We start from the raw sequence: 18,086 nt of genomic DNA on the forward strand, positions 1-18,086 counted from the left end.
GTGGCTGGGTCTTCTGGCGGGGTCCGCGTTTTCGTGGTCTTGGTTTGGCTGGTTGTTGTTCGGGTGTCGTATGTCCGGGGTCGCCTGGCGAGGCAACCCTCTTGTTTTGGTGGTGCTGGTGCAGATTGAGCTGGGCGGAAGTGCCCCTAGGTGCACGGGCTGTTCAGGATCACGACGGCGTTCTCCTGGCCGTGCGCGGCAGCAATGGGGTGAGCAGGGCTGCGACCAGGAACGCGGCCGCGTTGTACCAGAGGGTCGTCGGGGCGGCGGTGACGGGGTGTGCGCCGCCGGAGGGGTCGGCCAGGCCGGCGTAGATGAGGCCCACCAGGGCGATTCCGATCGCGGTTCCGAGCTGCAGTACGGCGTTGAGCACGCCGGACCCGGCTCCCGCGCTGTCGGCCGGTATGTCGGCGACGATCACATCGGTGAGGAGGGAGACGCACATGCCCATGCCGAGCCCGGCGGCGAGGAGGGGGAGGGCGATCTCCCACGCGGAGACCGCTGTTCCCCGCGCGGTCATGACGGAGATGAGCACCGTCGTCGAGGCGGCCATGACGAGCAGCCCTGAGCCGATCAGCAGCCGGCCGTGGGTGGAGGCGAAACGCTGGGCGATCCCGGTGGTGAGGGTGATTCCGATCGGCCAGCCGAGGCCGGTGAGCGCGGTGGTGGTGAGCGTCCAGCCCAGGCCTTGCTGAAGCCCGTAGTTGAGGATCAGGAAGAGCGAGGCCGGACCGGTGAACAGGATGAGCATCAGGACGAGCCCGACGGTGAACGTCCGTTCCCTGAACAGCCCGGGTGGGACCAGCGGGGAGTCCGCCCGCCGCTGACAGCGGGCGAAGAGGACGAGGATCGGCGCCGCCGCGATCGGCATGAGGATCGCCCAGAGCGGCCGGCCCGACTCCTGGCCTTGGATGAGCGGGAACATCAGGGTGAACGAGGCCAGGCCGATGAGTGCGATGCCCGGTATGTCGATGCGGAGTGGCTGTTCGGCGCGGGACTCGGGCATGTACCGGACGGCGCCCGCGAAGGCGATGAGGCCGATGGGGACGTTGACGTAGAAGATGGCGCGCCAGCCCAGTCCGAGGAGGTCGTTCTGGGTGAGCAGGGCGCCCAGCAGCGGCCCGCTGACGTTGGCCAGGCTGAGCACCGCCCCGTACAGTCCGAACGCCTTGGCTCTGCTCCCGGGGTCGAACATGATCGTGATGATCGAGATGGCCTGCGGCACCATGAGGGCGGCCATGGCGCCTTGCGCGAGCCGGGCGCCGATGAGGAGGGCCGGATCGGCGGCGGCGCCGCAGACGACCGAGGTGAGGGTGAATCCGGCGAGACCGATCAGGAAGATCCGCTTGCGCCCGTAGACGTCGCCGAGGCGGCCTCCGGGGATGAGGGTCAGCGCGAAGGTGAGGGAGTAGCCGGCCAGGATCCACTGCGCCGCGGCGAAGGAGGCGGCGAGGTCGGATTGGATGCGGGGAAGCACGATGGCGACGATGGTGCCGTCGACCAGGTCCATGAAGACGGCGGCGAGCACCACGCCGAGGGCGAGCCGGCGGTGGGGCGGGGCGTCGTGCGCCACGGCGGAGGTCGTCAAGGAGGTCTCCGTATACTATCAACAGCACAGATTTTGAGTTTCACGAGATTCGAGTATCTCGATTTTAGAGAGATTATCATCATGTCGACACAACGTGCTCGGGTCGTCTCGGCCTTGTACGACGAGAAGCGGCTCGCAGCCGGCCGCGCGGTTCAGTTCCATGCGGCGGTGGCCGCCAGAGCCGGGCTCAACGTCACCGATGTGAACTGCATCGCGCTTCTGGACAAGGAGGGGCCGATGACGGCGGGGGAGCTCGCGCGGTGGATGGGTCTGTCCCGAGGGGGCGCGGTGACCGCGGTCATCGACCGGTTGGAGAAGGCCGGGTTCGTCCGGCGCCGCAGGGACGCCGCCGACCGGCGTCAGGTCATCGTCGAGCTGGTCCGCGACGGCGCCTACACCGGGTTCCAGAAGACCTTCGACGACTTCGGCGCGGCGTACACCGCCCTGATCGAGGAGTACACCGACGAGGAGCTCGCCGTGCTGCTGGACTTCGCCCGCCGGGCGAACGAGATCGTCCACCGGACGGCGCTGGAGATCGGCAGACCCTGACGACCACGGGGCCGGAACATCCGGCGAGGCCGGGAATTCCCAAGTGGGACGGTTCACCGAGAACGCTTGGTAGGCTACAGGAAAAGCGGGCCATCCTGAGTGGGTGGCCTTCGTCGCGTACGAGGGTCATCGCGTACGAGGCGGCGATGCGGGGCATGAAAAGCCGGGGAGCCCGGCGCCCGAATCCGGTGCCGGGGTGTGGCCTCGGCCGCTGCTCAGCCAGGCGTAGCGCGACCGCGTGGTGAGCTACCTATGAATGGAACAAAGTGAACAGAGACAATCGGCGCGACGGCGACGGTCCGCGCCAGGGTGGCGGTTACCGTCAGGGTGGCTCCGGCTCGGGTGGCCGATCCGGCGGACAGGGTCGTGGCTATCAGGGTGACCGGGGCGGACAGGGCAGGCCCCACCACGAGGGCGAGCGGGCTCCGTATCGGGATCGCAGGTCCGGAGACGACCAGGGCGAGAGTCGTTCCGGGGACCGGGAGAGCTGGTCCCGCGGCCCGCGCGGTGATCGGGAGAACGACGAGCGCGGCGGCCACGGTTCGCGGGATCGCGGCGGCTTCTCCGGCGACCGCGGTGAGCGGCGTTTCCCGCCGCGTGACCGAGGCGACCGTCCCTATGTCTCGCGCGGCCAGTCGGATCGCCCGTCGGGTGATCGCGGTGGGCGGCCGTTCCCGCCTCGAGACCGTGGGGATCGGCCGTCCGGCGACCGCCGTCCGTATGGCGACCGTCCCCAGGGTGAGCGTCGTTCCTTCGGTGATCGCGGGGATCGCCCGTCGGGTGACCGTCGTCCGTACGGCGATCGCGGTGACCGTCCGCAGGGTGAGCGTCGTCCGTATGGGGATCGTCCGCAGGGTGAGCGTCGTTCCTTCGGTGGGGACCGGCCCTCTTATGGGGATCGTCGGCCTTACGGCGACCGCGGGGATCGTCCGCAGGGTGACCGTCGTCCGTATGGCGACCGTCCCCAGGGTGAGCGTCGTCCGTATGGCGACCGTCCCCAGGGTGAGCGTCGTTCCTTCGGTGATCGCGGGGATCGCCCGTCGGGTGACCGTCGTCCGTACGGCGACCGCGGTGACCGTCCGCAGGGTGAGCGTCGTCCGTACGGTGACCGTCCGCAGGGTGAGCGTCGTCCGTACGGTGACCGTCCGCAGGGTGAGCGTCGTCCGTACGGTGACCGTCCGCAGGGTGAACGTCGTTCCTTCGGTGGGGACCGGCCCTCTTATGGGGATCGTCGGCCTTACGGCGACCGCGGGGATCGTCCGCAGGGTGACCGTCGTCCGTACGGGGATCGGCCGTCCGGCGACCGTCGTCCGTATGGCGACCGTCCCCAGGGTGACCGTCCCCAGGGTGAGCGTCGTTCCTTCGGTGATCGCGGTGACCGGCCTTCGGGTGAGCGTCGGCCTTACGGCGACCGCGGGGATCGCCCGCAGGGTGAACGCCGCTCGTTCGGCGACCGCGGTGACCGTCCGCAGGGTGAGCGTCGTCCGTACGGCGATCGGCCGCCGCACGGCGAGCGTCGCCCGTACGGGGACCGTCCTTCGGGGGACCGCAGGCCGTACGGCGACCGCGGCGACCGCCCGTACCCGCCCCGCGACCGTGGTGACCGCCCCTCGTACGGCGACCGCGGCGACCGCCCGTCCTACGGCGAGCGCCGTCCGTACGGGGACCGTCCTTCCGGGGACCGCAGGCCGTACGGCGACCGTCGCGACGAGGGTCGCGCTCCGGGCGTGCGCGAGGGGCTTCCGGAGCTGCCGCCCGATGTCACGGCGGACGAGCTGGACAAGGAGGTTCGCGACGAGCTCCGCGCGCTTCCGCCGGACCTCGCCGATCTGATCTGCTGCCATCTGGTGGCCGCGACGCGTGCGCTGCCGGAGGACCCCGAGGCCGCGTACGAGCACGCCAAGGTGGCCCGCCGGTTCGCGGCGCGGATCGGTGTCGTGCGGGAGGCGGTCGGGATGGCCGCGTACCACGCCGGGCACTACGCCGAGGCGCTGAGCGATCTGCGCGCGGCGAAGCGCCTGACGGGTTCGGAGTCCTTCCTCCCGGTGATGGCGGACTGTGAGCGTGGTCTGGGACGTCCGGAGCGCGCGCTTGATCTGGCGAAGGCCAAGGAGGCCGAGCGGCTCGACCGCGCCGGGGTGATCGAACTGGCTATCGTGGAGTCGGGCGCCCGGCGTGACCTGGGTCAGCACGACGCGGCGGTCCTCACCTTGCAGCGGATCCCCGAGCTCCGCGACCAGCGGCCCCACCCGTGGTCGGCGCGGCTGTTCTACGCCTACGCGGACGCGCTGCTCGGCGCCGGTCACTCGGACGCCGCGGCGGATTGGTTCGCCCGGGCGAGCGCCGCGGACGAGGACGGCGAGACCGACGCGGAGGAGCGGTACGCCGAGCTCTCCGGTACCCCGCTGGGGGACGGCGAGGACTTCGGCGACCTTGAGGACATCGAGGAACTCGACGACGAGTCGGACGTGTCCGAAGCGGACGATGAGGTCGATGAGTCAGACGAAGACGACGAGGTCGATGAGGTCGATGAGTCAGACGAAGACGACGAAGACGAAGAGACCGACGAGGTCGACGAGACCGACGAAGGCGACGAGTCGTCTCCGGAGGCCGGTACGGGCGAAGCCGCCGAGCCGGGTCCGGCGGCCGCCGAGGCCGTGCCGGCCGAGGGGGAGAAGGACTGATCAGGAGGGGACGCGGTCGAGCCAGTGGAGGATGCCCGCGACGTTGGACTCCGCTCCGCTGAGCAGCTCGAACCTCTCCCTGTTCTCCTCGTCGCCGTCGAGGGCCCGGTAGCGGGTCCGGGTCCGTTCGCGCACCATGGCGACCGCGTGATCGAGGTCCAGGCCGTCGGCCTGGGCCTCGCGCGTCAGATCCACCCAGACGCGGAGCTCTTCCGCCGAGCGGTCGAGGGTGTCGCGGACGGCGTCGACGGGCCCGTAGTGGCTGAAGAGCAGCCGCTGCGGGGCGAGCGCCTGGAAGAGGGACAGTGAGTTGAGCGCCGTCTCCAGGTCGAAGTCCGGGGGCGGTGTGGCGGGGCGCAGGTCCCCGGTCTCGGGAAGGTACACACCGGCCGCGTCGCCGACGTAGAGGTCTCCGCTGACGGTGTCGACCAGTCCGACGTGGTGTTTGGCGTGTCCGGGGGAATGGTGGCTCTCCAGGCGGCGTCCGCCGCCGAGGTCGATCGCGCCGGTGTCGCCGAGGGCGCGGATGCGGTGGGCGTCGGTGGGCGAGAGGGTGCCGAACAGGGTGTCGAGGCGGTCGCCGTACACCATCCGGGCGCTCGCCATCAGCCGGGCGGGGTCGGCGAGGTGCCGGGCGCCCTTCTCGTGCACGACGATCTGGGCCTTCGGGTAGAAGCCGGCGATGTCGCCGACGCCGCCGGCGTGGTCGAGGTGGATGTGGGTGACGACGACGGTGGCGAGGTCGGCGGGTCCGACCCCGAGGTGGGTGAGGGCGTCGCGGACGATCGGCGCCGAGGTGGACGTCCCGGTTTCGACGAGGCACGGGTGGTCCCCGAGGATCAGGTAACCGGCGGTGATTCCCCGGTACCCGGCCATCCGGGTGTCGATCTCGTAGATGTCGTTGCCCAGCGCTCGCACGTTCTCCACTGGCGATCCTCCCGCTCCCGGTGACCTCCCTTCCATCGTAGAAGGGTCCCGGAGCCGGGGATCAGCCGGCGGAGAAGGTTCGCATGACGAAGCCGGTCCGGGGTTTGGGGCTGAACGAGGTGGATTTGCGGATCACCCGTTCGCCTCGCGCGGCGACGTCGAGGACGTCCCGGATGAGCAGGGGCCGGAGGACGACGGCGACGCCGGCGGTCCGTTCGGCGAGCCGTACGGCCGCCTCGGGGTCGTGATGCACCATGAGCACGGAGCCTTCGTCCTCTTCGATCCCCCAGAGCCGGGGGATGAGCAGCTCGTGCAGGATCGAGGTGCCGAGGGCCCGCCAGCGCGACGACCGCTCCCGCGGCATCGCCTCGGCGAGCACCAGGGGGTCCGGCTCGTCCAGGAGCAGCACGCGCCCGTCTCCGGCGAGCAGGAAGGAGGGGTCGCCCATCGCCTCCAGCGCCTGCGGCAGGCCGGGGAATTCGCGGATCCGGAAGACCCCCTGCGCTTTGGCGGCGGCTTCCTCGACGGTCAGGCCGGGGACGACCCGGTGGATGGCCTGCAGCCCGGGCGGGTGCACGGTCGAGTCGACCAGGAGCGCGAGGCCGTAGTCCCAGGGCCCCGTACCCTCGCCGGCCTCGTGCCGTTCGCGCTGGAGTGCCCGGTACGTGGCGTAGCGGTGGTGTCCGTCGGCGATGAGGGCCCGGCGGCCGCCGAGGTCGCGGTCGATGCGGGCGAGCAGTTCCGGGTCGGCGATCGACCAGAGCCGGTGCCTGATCCCGTCGTCGGTGACGGTTTCGGTCAGCGGCTCGCCGGCGGTGCCGAGGACGGCCTCGGTCAGCGGCTCGTCGGGGGAGTCGCCGGCCGGGGGTTCGGCTCCGCCGGGGATGCCGAAGGGGGCGAGGGAGTCGCCGGTGTCCGGCTCCGGGCCGCCGGCGGGGGTTCCGGCGACCGCTTCGACGATCCGGGAGGTCTCCCCGCCGCCCTCGTAGAGGAGGAAGATCGGTTCGAGGTTCGCCTCGGTGGTGCGCATGAGGGCGAGCCGGTCGGCGACGGGACCGGGGAAGACGTTCTCGTGGGGGAGGATGACGCCTTGCGCGGGGTCGGCCAGGCCGACGGCGCCGATGAGCCCGCGCTGGGGCGGCCCGGACGGGCCCTGCTGCTCGTAGAGGTACAGGGCGGGGCGTTCGTCGACGGTGAGGATCCCCGCGGCGAGCCATTCGTCGAGGGTGGTCCTGGCCTCGGCGTAATGGGTGCCCGGAAGGATGAGCCGGACGACGTTGTTGGGATGAGCGTCGAGGAGGTTCCGCACCGTTTCGGTGTCGATCAGGTCATACGGCGGTGAGGTGATCGCGGCGATGTCGGGCACGGTAAACCGGACACCGCGGATGGGACGCAGGTGAAGTCCTTCTGGGACCGGTACCTCAGAGTTCATATCGGTCATGGTGGGAATCAAGGTTATATCGGCCCGGTCCCCGAACTCCCGCTCGCCGTCTGTCGATGAAAGAGGCCACACACTATGACCCAAGGACGGAACGGTTCGTCTGATTCCCCAGATCTTGAGGGTGGAGCCCCCGAGGGGGGGATCTACGAGTGGTACCGGCGTGGCTGCAAGTTTCTCCGCGAGGGAAGCCCCGCGGCCGCCGCGTCGCTCCTCGCCCGTGCCGCCGAGGCGGAGCCCGGGTCCCGGAGCATCCGGGAGGCCCTCGCGCGGGCGCAGTTCGACTCACGGCGGTACGCGGAGGCGGCCGACAACTTCCGGGTGATCGTCGAGGCCAATCCGGCCGAGGACTACGCCCATTTCGGACTGGGCATGTCGCTGTGGCGCACCGGTGACATCGAGGGCGCCCAGGAGTCGCTGGCGCTGGCGGTGGCGATGCGACCCGACGTCCGGCACTACGTGAACGCACTGCGCAGCGTCCGGGCCACCCTGCGGGCGAGGCAGCGGTGACGGGTGCGACCCCCTCGGTGCTCGCCGACGACTACGACGTGCTCCTCCTCGACCTCGACGGGGTGGTCTACCTGGGGCCCGCGGCCGTACCCGGCGCGGTCGAGGCGCTCGCCGAGGCCCGTCGGCGCGGGACACGCCTGGCCTATGTGACCAACAACGCCTCCCGGACCCCGAACGCGATCGCCGAGCACCTCACCTCGCTCGGCGTGCCGGCGACGGCCGCGGACGTGGTGACCTCGGCCCAGGCCGCGGCGCGGCTGGTGGCCGAGCGGGTCCCCGCCGGGTCGCCGGTGCTGGTCCTCGGCGGCATGGGACTGCGGCTGGCGGTACGGGCCCTCGGCCTGCGGCCGGTCTCCACCGCGGGGGAGTCCCCGGTCGCGGTGGTGCAGGGGATGACCCCCGGGATGTCGTACGGGCTCCTCGCCGAGGGCGCGCTGGCGATCCGCCGGGGCGCGCTCTTCGTGGCGGCGAACGTGGACGCCACGATGCCGACGGGGCGGGGCGAACTGCCGGGCAACGGGGCGCTGGTGCAGGCGATGCGGACGGCGACGGGGGCCGACCCGCTCATCGCCGGCAAACCGCGGCTTCCGCTGCACCGGGAGACGATTCTCCGCACCGGGGCGCGGCGTCCCCTGGTGATCGGGGATCGGCTCGACACCGACGTGGAGGGGGCGAACAACGCGGCGGTGGACAGTCTCCTGGTCCTGACCGGGGTGGCGAGACCGATCGACGCGCTGTGCGCGCCGCCGCGATGGCGCCCGACCTTCATCGGGGCGGATCTGGCGGCACTGCTGACCCCGCAGCCGGCGGTGACGTCGGCGGACGGGGTGTGGCGGGGCGGCGGCTGGGAGGCGCGCTGGAGCGACGGCGCGCTGGCGCTCACCGGGCTGGGCGACCCGATCGCCGGGCTCCGTACGGCGTGCGCGGCCACCTACGCGGCGGTCGGCGACGGGCGGGCCGACGAGGGGGCGGTCAAGTCCGCGCTGGCCACGCTGAACCTCCCGGTCTAGAAGGCCTTGCGCAGCCGGAGCAGGTCGCCGAAGCTCGCCTCCACCTTGATGCGCCCGGTGAGCAGGGCCCGGCCGAAGTCGAGCCGGCCGTCGGCGAACGCGACCAGGTCGTCGCTGCCGATCGTGAAGCGGATGTCGGTGGCCGGCGCCCCGCCGCCGGGGTGTTCGGCCATTCCGTCGGCGCCGTGCGCGTGGATCCGGCCGGTGAACGTCACGTCGAGGTCGGTCACCCGGCAGCCGACCGTCCGCTCGATCACATGCTTGCGCCTGGTCGCCGGATCGAGCTCCGCGAGCTGATCGACGAGGCTGCTCAGTGCGGTCCTGCACTCCTCCACGGTCGCCATGCGACCATTCTTCCCGATAAACCGCAGGTGCGTGGTGCCACCCCGGCGTGGCCCGGGCGGTAGCGTTCCCTGTGCACGCCGGATGCGCACGGCGAGGGCGTCCGGAACACGGTGTTCGGCGAAGCGAGGAAGAGGAGTCAGGCGTCATGACGGCATGGAGGGAGCGGACGGCCGAACCCACCGGTGTCGAGCCGACCGGCGAGGAGCGGATCGACGCGGCGCTCGCCCGGCTCGGCGAGCTGGACGGGCTCGGCACGGCGGAGCACGTCGGCGTCTTCACGGCGGTGCACGGGGAGCTGGTGGCCGCGCTCGACGAGACGCGGGACGAGGCGGCCCCGGACGCGATCCCCGCGGCGCTTCCGCGGTGACCCGCCGGGGCAGGCTCGACAGCGAGCTGGTGCGCCGGGGGCTGGCGCGCTCGCGGGAGCAGGCGGCGCAGCTGATCGGCGACGGCCGGGTCCTGGTGGCGGGCCGGACCGCGGTGAAACCGGCCACCCAGGTGGACACCGCGGCGGCGATCGTGGTGGCGGCGGCGGACTCCGGGCCGGAGTACGTGTCCCGGGGCGCGCACAAGCTGCTGGGGGCGCTCGCCGCCTTCGCACCGGCGGGGCTCACGCCGGCGGGCCGGCGATGCCTGGACGCGGGCGCCTCGACCGGCGGCTTCACCGACGTCCTGCTCCGCGCCGGGGCGGCCCACGTGGTCGCGGTCGACGTGGGGTACGGCCAGCTGGCGTGGTCGCTGCGGACCGACGCGCGGGTCACCGTCCTGGAGCGCGTGAACGTCCGCGACCTGTCGCCGGAGCAGGTGGGGGAGCCGCCGAGCCTGGTGGTGGGGGATCTGTCCTTCATCTCGCTGCGGCTGGTGCTCCCGGCGCTGCGCGCGGTGGCCGCGCCCGGCGCGGACTTCGTGCTGCTGGTGAAACCCCAGTTCGAGGTGGGCAAGGGTCTGGTGGGCGCGGGCGGTGTCGTCCGCGATCCGGAGCTGCGCGCCGGGGCGGTCCGGGAGGTGGCGCACTCCGCCGCCGGTCTCGGGCTCGGGGTGCGCGGGGTGACGGCGAGCCCGCTCCCGGGGCCTTCGGGCAACGTGGAGTACCTGCTGTGGCTCAGCGGGGACCCGGACGCGCCGCCGGTGGACGACGTCGAAGCCGAGATCGGCCGAGCTGTGGCGGAGGGACCGCGATGAGCAGGCGCACGGCGATGGTGATCACACATACGGGCCGGGGCGCCGCGCGGGAGAGCGCCCAGCTGGTGATCAAGAGACTTCAGGAGGCCGGCGTCCGGGTGCGGGTCCTGGAGCAGGAGGCCGACGAGCTGGACTCCGCGGACGTCGAGCGGGTGCCGGTGGGCGAGGAGGCCGCCCGGGACGCCGAGCTCGTGATCGTGCTCGGCGGCGACGGGACGCTGCTGCGCGCGGCGGAGCTCGCCCGCCCGGCCGGTGCGCCGCTGCTCGGGGTCAATCTCGGCCATGTCGGATTTCTCGCCGAGGCGGAGATCGAGGATCTCGCCGAGACCGTGGACCGGGTCCTGGACCGCAGGTACGACGTCGAGGAGCGGATGACGATCGAGGTCCTGGTCCGGGTGAACGGTACGCTCGTCTGCTCCACCTGGGCGCTGAACGAGGCCTCGGTGGAGAAGCGCGAGCGGATGCTGGAGGTGGTCGCGGAGATCGACGGGCGCCCGCTCTCCCGCTGGGGGTGCGACGGGGTGATTCTCGCCACACCCACCGGCTCGACCGCGTACGCGTTCTCCGCGGGCGGCCCCGTCGTCTGGCCGGAGGTCGAGGCGCTCCTGCTCGTCCCGATCAGCGCGCACGCCCTCTTCGCCCGGCCGATGGCGGTCTCGCCGCGTTCGGTGCTCGCGGTGGAACTCCTCCCCGAAGGGCCTCCCGGGATCATGTGGTGCGACGGCCGCCGCCGCTTCGACCTGCCGCCGGGCGCGCGGGTCGAGGTACGGCGCGCCGCGCAGCCCGTACGGCTGGCGCGGCTGCACGGGGTGGAGTCGACGGGCGCGCCGTTCACCGACCGCCTGGTGGCCAAGTTCGACCTGCCGGTCCAGGGCTGGCGCGGCCGGGCGCGCCCGTAGCCGGAAAGCCCTCCGGCGCGGGTACGGCCTGCGGACGGCGGTGTCCGCTCGCCCCGGACACGCCACGGGAATCCCCCGGAAACCCGCTTTCACCGCGGAGTCCTCCCTTCCGACACAGGGCGGGGTGATCGGGTGTGCCCCGGGAGCGCGGTGGGGCGATTCGGCATAGGATCGTCCCGGCGCACGCCGTACACCGCGGCGTTTCACGAGGACCACACAGGGAGGCACCGCGTGCGGCCCAGGGTCGAAGAGGTCCGTATCCGGGGTCTCGGAGTGATCGACGAGGCGGTGCTTGAGCTCTCCGCCGGATTCACCGTGGTCACCGGCGAGACCGGTGCGGGCAAGACGATGGTGGTGACCGGGCTCGGCCTGCTGTTCGGCGGGCGGGCGGACCCCGCCCGGGTCAGGCCGGGGGCCGATCGGGCCACGGTCGAGGGCACCCTCGTGGTCGACCCGGCGGGCCGGGTGGCCGCCCAGGTGCTGGAGTCCGGCGGCGCGGTCGAGGACGGCGAGCTGATCATCTCCAGGACGGTGTCGGCGGAGGGCCGCTCGCGCGCCTGGCTCGGCGGGCGGACGGTCCCGGTCGGGACCCTGACCTATCTCGCCGACGACCTGGTCGCCGTGCACGGGCAGTCGGATCAGCAGCGGCTGCTCCAGGCGGGCAGGCAGCGGGCCGCGCTGGACCGGTACGCGGGCGAGGCCCTGCAGAAACCGCTGCGGGACTACGCGGCGGCCTACCGGCGGCACCGGGAGGTCGTCTCCCTGCTCGCCGAGCTCACCACCCAGGCCCGGGAACGCGAGCGCGAGGCCGATTCGCTGCGGTTCGGCCTGGAGGAGATCGAGAAGGCGGAGCCGCGCGCCGGGGAGGACGTGGACCTGCGCGCCGAGGAGGAGCGGCTCGCCCACGCCGACGCGCTGCGGATCGCCGCCACCACGGCGCACGCGGCGCTGCTCGGCGATCCGATGAACGCCTCGGACGCCCCCGACGCGGTCGGCCTGACCGGGCGGGCCCGGTCGGCGGTGGAGGCGGTGCGCGAGCACGACCCGGCGCTGGCCGAGCTCGCCGATCGTCTCGCCGAGGCCGGGTACCTGTTGTCCGACGTGGCGACGGAGCTGGCGGCGTACGGCGAGTCGGTGGAGGCCGACCCGGCGCGGCTGGCCGCCGTACAGGAGCGCAGGGCGCTGCTCGGCGGCCTGACCCGCAAGTACGGCGAGGACGTGACGGCGGTGCTGGCCTGGGCCGAGCGGGCCGCGGCGCGGCTGACCGAGCTCGCCGGCGACGACGAGCGGATCGACGGGCTGACCCGCGAGCGGGACGAGCTGCTCGCCACGATGACGGAGCTCGCCGGGGAGCTGACCCGGATCCGCACCGAGGCGGGCGCGCGGTTCGGGCTGGCGGTGACCGAGGAGCTGACGGCGCTGGCCATGCCGCACGCGCGGGTCGAGGTGACGCTGGCGCGCACCGAGGATTTCGGCCCGTTCGGGGTGGACGACGTGGAGCTGCGGCTGGTCGCCCACCCGGGTGCCCCCGCGCTTCCGCTGCACCGGGGGGCCTCCGGCGGTGAGCTGAGCCGGGTGATGCTCGCGATCGAGGTGGTCTTCGCGGGCGCCGATCCGGTGCCCACATTCGTGTTCGACGAGGTGGACGCCGGGGTAGGCGGCAAGGCGGCGGTGGAGATCGGGCGGCGCCTGGCCCGGCTCGCCCGCGGCGCCCAGGTCATCGTGGTCACCCACCTCCCCCAGGTCGCCGCGTTCGCGGACCAGCATCTGGTGGTGGAGAAGGCCGGCGACGGCCGGGTGACCAGGAGCGGAGTCGTCACCCTTGATCGGCCGGGACGGGTCCGGGAGCTCTCCAGGATGCTCGCCGGACTGGAGGATTCCGAGCTGGGCCGGGCGCACGCCGAGGAGCTTTTGGCCATTGCGGCGAGTGATAAGGCGAACACGCAGTGACGTGAAGCCCATCTCAGGTGCCGACCTCTGGCAGGATGGACGTCGATGAAGGTCCCAGCCATGAAGGTTCCGGGCCTCCGCCGGGGCAAGACGCCTGATCTGCCCGGTGTCACGGGTGTGGTGAGACTCGACCGACGGACGAAGCGGCTGACCAAACGCTTGCGCTCCGGCGAGATCGCGGTCATCGACCACGTGGACGTGGACCGGGTCAGCGCGGAGGCTCTCGTCGCGTGTGCCCCGGCGGCGGTGCTGAACGTCGCGGCCAGCATCAGCGGACGCTATCCCAACCTCGGCCCCCAGATTCTCGTCGAGGCGGGGATCCCGCTGATCGACGACGTCTCCGGCGAGGTCTTCGAACGGGTGCGCGAAGGCCAGGAGGTGCGCCTCCACGACGGGGCGCTGTACCTGGGCGAGGAGATCGTGGGCAAGGGCGTCGTGCAGAGCGCCGAGATGATCGAGGCCGCGGTCGAGGAGGCCAAGGCCGGCCTCTCCATCCAGATCGACGCGTTCGCCGCGAACACCATGGAGTATGTCCGCAGGGAGCGGGAGCTGCTCATCGACGGGGTCGGCGTCCCCGACATCAGGACGACGATGGAGGGACGGCACGTCCTCATCGTGGTCCGCGGCTACCACTACCGGGAGGACCTCGCCACCCTCCGGCCCTACATCCGGGAGTACCGCCCGATCCTGCTCGGGGTCGACGGGGGTGCCGACGCCCTCCTGGAGGCGGGCTACCTCCCCGACGTCATCGTCGGCGACTTCGACTCGGTCTCCACCAGGGCGCTGACCTGCGGCGCGGAGCTGGTCGTGCACGCCTACCGGGACGGCCGGGCCCCCGGACTGGAGCGGGTGCACGCGCTCGGGCGGGAGGCGGTGGTCTTCCCCGCCGCCGGGACCAGCGAGGACATCGCGATGCTGCTCGCCGACGACAAGGGGGCGAGCCTGATCGTCGCCGTCGGCACCCACAACACCCTGCTGGAATTCCTGGACAAGGGCCGCTCCGGGATGTCCAGCACGTTTCTCACCCGGTTGCGCCTGGGGAGCAAGCTGGTCGACGCGAAGGGGGTAAGTCTCCTCTACCGGAGCCGGATCTCCACCTCCTCGCTGCTGCTGCTGGTCGCCAGCACCTTGCTCACCTTCGGCGTCGTCCTCGCCGTCTTCTCGGTGTCCCCCGTCGGCTCGGTCTGGCTGGACGGGCTCAAGGACACCTGGAACGGCTTCGTCTTCTGGCTGGTCGGACTCTTCTCGTGATTGACTTCCGCTATCACCTCGTCTCCATCATCGCGATCTTCCTCGCGCTGACCCTGGGCATCGTGCTCGGCAGCACGGTGCTGGAGGACCCGCTCATCCGGTCGGCCGAGGCGACCAGCAACCAGCTCTCCCAGACCAACGAGGAGCTGAGGGAGCAGGTTCGCGGGCTGGAGGCGCAGTCCCAGGGCGCCCAGACCTTCATCCAGAGCGCGATGGGGCCGCTGGTGAAGGAGAAGCTCACCGGCCAGCGGGTCCTCCTCGTGGAGGCCCCCGGCGCCGGTTCGGCCCAGCGGGAGTCGATCGGGGCGGCCATCGAGGCCGCGGGCGGCACGGTGGTGGGCCGGGTGAGCTTCACGGAGAAGTTCCTGACCAAGGCCGACGCCGGTGTCGTCGACGAGATGAGCACCCGGCTCCGGCCCTCGTCCATGACGTTCCCCCCGGCCGCCACCCCCTACGACAAGGCCGCGACCGTCCTCGCCGGCGCGCTCATGCTCCCCACGGTCCTGCCGGAGGGGAAGGAGACGCCGCCGAGCAAGACGATCCTGGCCACCTTCGAGGAGGCGGGCTGGCTGACCCTCGGCGAGAACCGGGAGCAGCGGGCCACCCTCGCCGTGGTCGTCGCCTCCGCGCTCCCCTACGAGGGCGAGACCGCCGCCGAGCAGACCGCGGCGGTCGTCTCCCTCGCCGTGGGGCTGGACACGGCGAGCCGCGGCGCGGTGCTCGTCGGCCAGCAGGCCGCCGCGGCGGAGGGCGGGCCGATCGCCCTCCTGCGGGACGCGGAGGCCAAGTCCGCCGTCTCCACCGTGGACAACATCGACATGGCCTCGGGGCAGCTCGCCATGGACTTCGCCCTGCACGACCAGATCGAGGGAGTCACCGGCCACTACGGGCTCGGTGACGGGACGACGGCCTTCGCGCCCGCCCCCGCTCCCGCAGCCACCCCGACCCCCGATTCCGGAGGATGATCGTGAGAGCTCTCCTCGGCGCCCTGGCGGGCGCCGCCCTCGGCGCCGTCGCAGCCCGTACGGCCTACGCGGCGCTGACGCGCAAACCTCCGCGGTTCGGGGACTGGGACCGGATGAACCACCGCAAGGAGCCGGTGACCCTGCTGGAGGGCCCGGCCTTCGTCGTGGGGGCGTGTACGGCGGCCGCGGCGATGCCGGGTCTGCCCGCGCGGATCCGGACGGGCGCGGTCCTGGCCGGTCTCGGCGGGGGTGCGCTCGGGGTCTACGACGACCTCGCGGGCTCGGGCTCCTCCCGGGGCTTTCGCGGCCATCTGTCGGCGCTCGCCCGCGGTGAGGTGACCAGCGGAGCCGTCAAGATCGTCGGAATCGGCGCCACCGGGGTCGCCGCCGCGGCGCTGGCGGGCGGACGGACCGGCGGCGGGCCCGTCGCCAAGGCCGCCGACACCCTCGTCAGCGGGGCGCTCATCGCCGGGAGCGCCAACCTCGCCAACCTCTTCGACCTGCGTCCGGGGCGCGCCATCAAGGTGGGCCTGCTCGCCGGGGCGCCCCTGCTCGCGGCGAGCCTGCGCGACCCCCGGACGGCGGCGCTGACCGCGATCCCGCTCGGCGCCGCGGCCGCGCTGCTCCCCGAGGACCTCGGTGAGCGGGCGATGCTCGGCGACGGCGGGGCCAACGCGCTCGGCGCGCTCCTCGGGCTGGCGGCCGTCACCAGGCTCGGCGCCAAGGGCCGGATCGCCACGCTCGCCGTGGTGGCCGGGCTCACCGCGGCGAGCGAGAAGGTGAGCTTCACGAAGGTCATCGCCGCCAATCCGGTGCTGAACCGGATCGACATGCTCGGCCGGCGTGCCCCCGCGAGCGCCCCGGCCGTACCGACCGACCCGGCCCCCGCCGCGCCGGAGGACACCCGGGCGCAGGCCTCGCCCCCGGTGGAGCCGGCCGCGTCGGCCGAACCCGGGTCCGCCGCGATCCGGGGTCCGGTGGCCGCCACCGCCGTACCGAGCACGGTGATCTCTCCCCTCCCGGAGATCCGTGAGCCCGACGTCTCACCCGCGTGAACCGTCCCCGCCCGGCGGAAGGACGCACCCGGCACGCTGGGAACGTCTGGGCAGAGGGGTAGCCGGAGCGGCCGTCCTCATCGGCCTCGTCACGATTCTGGCGCGAGCCGCCGGGTTCGGCCGCTATCTGGTTTTCGCGCGGACGGTGGAGACCGGCTGCCTGTCCACGGCCTACTTCACCGCCAACCAGGTGCCCAACATCGTCTTCGAGGTGGTGGCCGGGGGTGCGCTGGCCGGGGCCGTGGTGCCGGTGCTCGCGTCCGCCGCCTCCCGGTCGCCCGGCGAGGCGGACGCCCGCACCGAGGTGGACCGGGTCACCTCGGCCCTGCTCACCTGGGTCCTGCTCCTGCTGGTGCCGTTCACCCTGCTGGTGATCGTGTTTGCGAGCCCGATCGCGTCCTTCCTCGTCGGTAGCCCGCCGGGGTGCGACCCCGCGGCGACGGTCGAGGTCACGGCCCGGATGCTGGTGGTCTTCGCCCCGCAGATCCCGCTCTACGGCCTCGCCGTGGTGCTCTACGGGGTGCTGCAGGCCCACCGCCGGTTCGCGGGACCCGCCCTCGCCCCCCTCGTCTCCAGCCTTGTGGTGATGGCGGCGTATGTGGTCTTCGTCCCGCTGAGCGGGGGGGTGGACGACCCGGCCGGGGTACCCCGGCCGGCCGAGCTGGCACTCTCCGTCGGCACCACCCTGGGGGTCGCCGCGCTCGTGCTCACCGTCCTGCCGGCGACGGCCGGGCTCCGTCCGCGGATCCGCCCGGCGCTCGCCTTTCCCCCGGGGGTCGGCACCCGGGTACGGCGTCTCGCGCTCGCCGGGCTCGCCGCGCTCCTCGCCCAGCAGGTGTCGACGGTCGTGGTGGTCCGGCTGGCCAACGCCGAAGGCGGCGCGGGGGCGCTCACCGCCTACAACTATGCGTGGGCGATCTTCATGGTGCCCTACGCCGTCCTCGCCGTCCCGATCGCGACCAGCGCCTTCCCGGTGCTCTCGGCCCGCGCCTCGGCAGGTGAGGAGGACGGTTTCGCCACGCTGACGGCGTCCGCCACCCGCGCCGTCGTCCTCGTCTCGGCCGCCGCGGCCGGGATCCTCGCCGCCGTGTCGGCCCCGGTGGCACGGGTGTTCCTCGACGGAACCCACAGCCAGGTCGACCCGGGGAACTTCGCCGCGGCCGTCGCCCTCTTCGCACCCGGGCTGGTCGGGTACGGGCTCGTCACACATCTCGGGCGGGTGCTGTACGCCCGGGGGCGGGGCCGTACCGCCGCCGTCGGAACCGTGGCCGGCTGGTGCGCGGTGATCGCCGTGCAGACCGCGCTCACCCTCACCCTGCCGCGGGAATGGACGGTCGGCGGTCTCGCGCTCGGGATGACGGCCGGCATGACCGTCGGAGGCGGGCTGCTCCTGGTCTCCGTCGCCCGGGCCTGCGGTCGCCCGGCGCTCGCCGGGCTCGCCCGCGCCGGCCTCGCCGCCGTGCTCGGCGGATCCGCCGCGTTCGGTACGGGCTACGCCGTGGCCGGGCTGTTCGCCGGGGCCGGTCCGGTGACCTCGGTCTTCGCCGCCGCAGGGGCGGCCCTGGTCTCCGGCGCGGCCTTCGTGGCGGTGGCGTACCTCGTCGACCCCCGCGACCTCCGCGCACTGCTCCGGCGATTCGCCGGAGGAACCCGGTGAACCGAACCCCCGATCCCCGTGCGGGCCGCGTTCGGACGGTCGCCGGCGGGCCGGCGCCTGGCGACGGGGCCGGGTC

Annotated in this window: 17 protein-coding genes; 12 read left to right on the forward strand and 5 right to left on the reverse strand. The window is 72.8% G+C overall.

Going from position 1 to position 18,086, the window contains the following annotated elements:
- Nucleotides 1–169 precede the first annotated feature (169 nt).
- On the reverse strand, nt 170–1,588 hold the full coding sequence (locus tag RUR_RS00550; protein WP_283132823.1) for an MFS transporter: 1,419 nt from the start codon (nt 1,586–1,588) through the stop codon (nt 170–172).
- A gap of 81 nt (nt 1,589–1,669) precedes the next feature.
- Here RUR_RS00550 and RUR_RS00555 point away from each other — a divergent pair, with 81 nt between their 5' ends.
- On the forward strand, nt 1,670–2,137 hold the full coding sequence (locus tag RUR_RS00555) for a MarR family winged helix-turn-helix transcriptional regulator (protein WP_283132824.1): 468 nt from the start codon (nt 1,670–1,672) through the stop codon (nt 2,135–2,137).
- Between the two features lie 215 nt (nt 2,138–2,352).
- Here the strand turns inward: RUR_RS00555 and RUR_RS00560 are convergent, their stop codons facing one another.
- A complete protein-coding gene (locus RUR_RS00560) occupies nt 2,353–3,981 on the reverse strand; it encodes a hypothetical protein (RefSeq protein ID WP_283132825.1) in 1,629 nt (542 codons plus the stop codon).
- Nucleotides 3,982–3,984: 3 nt separating this feature from the next.
- On the opposite strand from RUR_RS00560, the gene RUR_RS00565 reads away from it, so the two are divergent.
- A complete protein-coding gene (locus RUR_RS00565; RefSeq protein WP_283132826.1) occupies nt 3,985–4,821 on the forward strand; it encodes a hypothetical protein in 837 nt (278 codons plus the stop codon).
- Here RUR_RS00565 and RUR_RS00570 read toward each other — a convergent pair whose 3' ends face one another.
- Nucleotides 4,822–5,748, reverse strand: coding sequence for an MBL fold metallo-hydrolase (locus tag RUR_RS00570; RefSeq protein ID WP_283132827.1), 927 nt, complete (start codon nt 5,746–5,748; stop codon nt 4,822–4,824).
- A 61-nt stretch (nt 5,749–5,809) separates the two neighbouring features.
- Nucleotides 5,810–7,180, reverse strand: a complete 1,371-nt coding sequence (locus RUR_RS00575) for a DUF1015 family protein (protein WP_283132828.1) — start codon at nt 7,178–7,180, stop codon at nt 5,810–5,812.
- Nucleotides 7,181–7,264: 84 nt separating this feature from the next.
- Here RUR_RS00575 and RUR_RS00580 point away from each other — a divergent pair, with 84 nt between their 5' ends.
- Nucleotides 7,265–7,696 carry a tetratricopeptide repeat protein gene (locus tag RUR_RS00580; protein WP_283132829.1) on the forward strand — a complete coding sequence of 144 codons (432 nt, stop codon included), beginning with the start codon at nt 7,265–7,267 and terminating at the stop codon, nt 7,694–7,696.
- Entirely contained in the window at nt 7,693–8,706 is a 1,014-nt protein-coding gene (locus tag RUR_RS00585) for an HAD-IIA family hydrolase (protein ID WP_283132830.1), read from the forward strand. The genes RUR_RS00580 and RUR_RS00585 overlap by 4 nt, the downstream gene beginning before the upstream one ends.
- Here the strand turns inward: RUR_RS00585 and RUR_RS00590 are convergent.
- The gene (locus RUR_RS00590; protein WP_283132831.1) at nt 8,703–9,050 is read right to left on the reverse strand and encodes a hypothetical protein; all 348 of its coding nucleotides are present in this window, start codon (nt 9,048–9,050) and stop codon (nt 8,703–8,705) included. The two genes, RUR_RS00585 and RUR_RS00590, sit on opposite strands and share 4 nt — an antisense overlap.
- A 146-nt stretch (nt 9,051–9,196) precedes the next feature.
- Here RUR_RS00590 and RUR_RS00595 point away from each other — a divergent pair, with 146 nt between their 5' ends.
- The 8 genes from RUR_RS00595 to murJ all read left to right on the forward strand — a co-directional run bounded on the left by RUR_RS00595 (nt 9,197) and on the right by murJ (nt 18,010).
- Nucleotides 9,197–9,418: a hypothetical protein gene (locus tag RUR_RS00595; RefSeq protein ID WP_283132832.1), complete on the forward strand. Its 222-nt coding sequence runs from the start codon at nt 9,197–9,199 to the stop codon at nt 9,416–9,418.
- Complete coding sequence (locus RUR_RS00600; RefSeq protein WP_283132833.1) at nt 9,415–10,233, forward strand: TlyA family RNA methyltransferase; 819 nt, start codon at nt 9,415–9,417, stop codon at nt 10,231–10,233. The genes RUR_RS00595 and RUR_RS00600 overlap by 4 nt, the downstream gene beginning before the upstream one ends.
- Nucleotides 10,230–11,132 carry an NAD kinase gene (locus RUR_RS00605; RefSeq protein WP_283132834.1) on the forward strand — a complete coding sequence of 301 codons (903 nt, stop codon included), beginning with the start codon at nt 10,230–10,232 and terminating at the stop codon, nt 11,130–11,132. Before RUR_RS00600 ends, RUR_RS00605 begins: the two co-directional genes overlap by 4 nt.
- 231 nt (nt 11,133–11,363) lie before the next feature.
- Nucleotides 11,364–13,082, forward strand: coding sequence for a DNA repair protein RecN (gene recN, locus RUR_RS00610; protein WP_283132835.1), 1,719 nt, complete (start codon nt 11,364–11,366; stop codon nt 13,080–13,082).
- 45 nt (nt 13,083–13,127) lie between these two features.
- A complete protein-coding gene (steA, locus tag RUR_RS00615; RefSeq protein ID WP_428846886.1) occupies nt 13,128–14,333 on the forward strand; it encodes a putative cytokinetic ring protein SteA in 1,206 nt (401 codons plus the stop codon).
- Entirely contained in the window at nt 14,330–15,298 is a 969-nt protein-coding gene (locus RUR_RS00620; protein ID WP_283132837.1) for a copper transporter, read from the forward strand. Before steA ends, RUR_RS00620 begins: the two co-directional genes overlap by 4 nt.
- Entirely contained in the window at nt 15,295–16,353 is a 1,059-nt protein-coding gene (locus RUR_RS00625; protein WP_283132838.1) for a hypothetical protein, read from the forward strand. The genes RUR_RS00620 and RUR_RS00625 overlap by 4 nt, the downstream gene beginning before the upstream one ends.
- The gene (murJ, locus tag RUR_RS00630; RefSeq protein ID WP_283132839.1) at nt 16,328–18,010 is read left to right on the forward strand and encodes a murein biosynthesis integral membrane protein MurJ; all 1,683 of its coding nucleotides are present in this window, start codon (nt 16,328–16,330) and stop codon (nt 18,008–18,010) included. Before RUR_RS00625 ends, murJ begins: the two co-directional genes overlap by 26 nt.
- Nucleotides 18,011–18,086: the final 76 nt, after the last annotated feature.

This window comes from Rhizohabitans arisaemae (genome assembly GCF_025996515.1).
Lineage (GTDB): Bacteria > Actinomycetota > Actinomycetes > Streptosporangiales > Streptosporangiaceae > Rhizohabitans > Rhizohabitans arisaemae.